Source organism: Pseudomonas sp. P5_B2 (assembly GCF_056400445.1).
Map to the genome: position 1 here is coordinate 1 of NZ_JBFULH010000555.1, position 2,668 is coordinate 2,668.

The 2,668-nt window shown below is 57.1% G+C and carries 2 protein-coding genes; one reads left to right on the plus strand and one right to left on the minus strand.

Annotation, left to right across the window (positions count from 1 at the left end):
• Positions 1-86 precede the first annotated feature (86 nt).
• Complete coding sequence (locus AC1DRJ_RS23865; protein WP_477804319.1) at positions 87-1,040, minus strand: diiron oxygenase; 954 nt, start codon at positions 1,038-1,040, stop codon at positions 87-89.
• Between the two features lie 201 nt (positions 1,041-1,241).
• Between AC1DRJ_RS23865 and AC1DRJ_RS23870 the strand changes: the two genes are divergently transcribed.
• Positions 1,242-2,198 carry an AraC family transcriptional regulator gene (locus tag AC1DRJ_RS23870; RefSeq protein ID WP_477804318.1) on the plus strand — a complete coding sequence of 319 codons (957 nt, stop codon included), beginning with the start codon at positions 1,242-1,244 and terminating at the stop codon, positions 2,196-2,198.
• Positions 2,199-2,668: the final 470 nt, after the last annotated feature.

The window sequence follows — 2,668 nt, forward strand, 5'->3', positions numbered from 1 at the left end:
GGTCATGGCCGCCATCCTCAATCAATCATTTCAGCACGTCTTCTCACAGTCGCGCGGCCGACGATGAGTCGGTCGCGGGCTGTCGATCAATGGCTCATGATGGGGGCCAGTGCGGCCTGAATCCTCGACATCTGTGCTGGCGTTGTCATGTCCGTCAGCAGCCGGCCAAAGTGCGGATGCTGCATGCCCGAGATAATGTATTGCCAGCGGTAGGCGCTCAGCACGCCGGCTTTGATTTTCGCGGTCTCATCGACACTGAATGGTCGTGACACATGGCGAATAAAGTAGTCGGCATCGGATGCCGATTGTGCCTGCAAAATTCCGTCCACGGCCGCTACCAGCGCAATCAGATCGTTCACGGCGTGGTCGCGTTCAGCTGGTGAGAGCTTCTCGTGCTCCGACTTCCATTCCAGTTCATCCAGTACGACGTGCCGGCTTTCATCCTTCCAGTGAAATTTGAAGACATCCTTGAACAACGGGCACAACTCCTCGCGCGGAGCGATGCTCTGTGCGTAGTGCGCCTGTACAAACAGCTCGATATGACAGGTGAGCGCCAACACCGACCAAGTGCTGGCCGCCAGTACTGCACGCGCCACATCATTGGGATCGGCCACTTGACGATACCCCGCTGGCAAGTGCGAACCGATCATCGTCTCCATACGCCGAAAAAGCTCCTGGTGCTTGATTTCGTCGTTGGAAAAACGCACCAGCGCTTCAAGTGCGAGCTGATTGTCAAAGACATGGGCCCGACCTTGATCGAGCATTTTGGCACTGATGAAACGCTCGACCAGACCAAAGAGATACGCATAAGTCCGGCCTTGAATTTGACTGAGCAGGCGCGCCTCGGCCCCGTCGAGAAAGGTCAGACGGTCGATCTGCGAGAGCCCTTCGGGCAGGAACTTGCGCGAGAAGTCGAAACGCCGGTCCTGTAGCAAGTCGCGATCGATCTGCCATTCGGATTTTTTCGATGATCTGACAATTCGAGCGTAACGGTCGGCGTTGTCCGATTCAGAGCCGGGTAGGGTAGCGACGCTGTTCATAGGGTATCTCCTGTTGCCTTGGTCGAGTTGGAATGGAGCAATTACGATTGACGTCGGAGCCAATGACCACAGGTGAAGCATCGGGGGGGTAGTCTCGATCGCCGGGTCCGCGTTGGTGCTAATCTAGGTCTCGCCGTTCAGGCGGTGAATGACCAGTGCGCCGGATTGCTTGCTCAGGCGTCCGGAAAAGAGGGCGGGCACGTGTTGGATGCGCTTTCTGATGTCTTGCGTGTGATTCGGCTGTCTGGAGGGGTCTTCCTCGAGGCGGAATTCACTGCGCCCTGGTGCATCAACGGAAGAATCTCGGCGGATGATTGCAAACCGTTCCTGGCTGCGCCTCGGCATATCATCGCGTCGCATTTTGTCGCCGCCGGGCACATGCAATTACGCATCGACGGGGGGGGCATCGTCGACGTCGGGGCAGGTGAACTCGTTCTGCTTCCTCGCAACGACCCTCATTCTTTTGGCAGCGACCTGAGCCTTGCGCCCATGCCGGCGAGCGAAGTTGTTCAGCCGCCAGACGTCGGTGGCATTTCACGAATCAAGTACGGCGGGGGTGGCGAGGTTACGCAGTTATTGTGCGGATTCCTCGGCTCTGAAACCCCCTTCAGTCCGTTGCTTTCGGCGCTGCCATCGGTATTGAAATTGGACATGCGGGCGACGGCTTCGGGCGCCTGGATCGAAAGCTCGTTCCGATTCGCTGTCAGTGAAATCGCGGCAGGACGCGTCGGCTCGGCAACCGTCATTGCCAAGCTATCCGAATTGCTGTTCGTCGAAGCCGTCAGCCAGTATGTCGCCAGCCTCCCCGTTGAGCGACGCGGGTGGTTGGCGGGTTTGCGCGATCCGCATATCGGGCGCGCGCTTGCGCTGCTCCATGCGCGTCCAACCGAGGGCTGGACGGCCGAAGCCCTGGCGCTTGAAGTGGGCATGTCGCGCTCGGTATTCGCGGAGCGATTCACGGCTTTGGTCGGACAACCACCGATGCAATACCTGACGCTCTGGCGTATGCACGTGGCGGCGCAACAGCTGCGCGAAAGTCGCGGCAGTGTGGCGCAAATCGGCTTTGCCGTTGGCTATGAATCCGAAGCCGCGTTCAGTCGCGCATTCAAACGCCAGTTCGGCACGTCACCCGGCACTTGGCGCAGAGAATCAACATGAGAGTTGTAGGTCGGTATGAATGCACAAGAACGCGCTTGTAATTCGCCCGCCAGGCGTTCACCTATGCCTGTTTGTGTGTCACATAGCTATCGGATGGAGGTGTGAAGTTATGGGCAGAAAGAGTGGCCTCAACCTTTCCCCCCCGTTTTCGGCGTGATTTTCCCCATTAATGGGTAGATGTGGCACTGCAGTATTCGCATTTCCATTAGCACATTATTTCAATCCGTCCGTGGCCAATATTTGGGGGGCTTCAGGTTATCGCACATATTTTACACACCGCTGGCAGAGTAATTGCTGAGTGAGCTTATCCCGTTCAATGAGCCGTGCTGAGTAGGGAAGTTGTGGAACTGTAGTACTCCATTTGAGTGATTCGTCTAGGGGAAATTCTTATGAGCCACCCTGAACATAGGTGTGCGCAGGTAGTACTGCGCGGGTTATCGGCCTTGATTGTTCTATGGACAATCTGCACC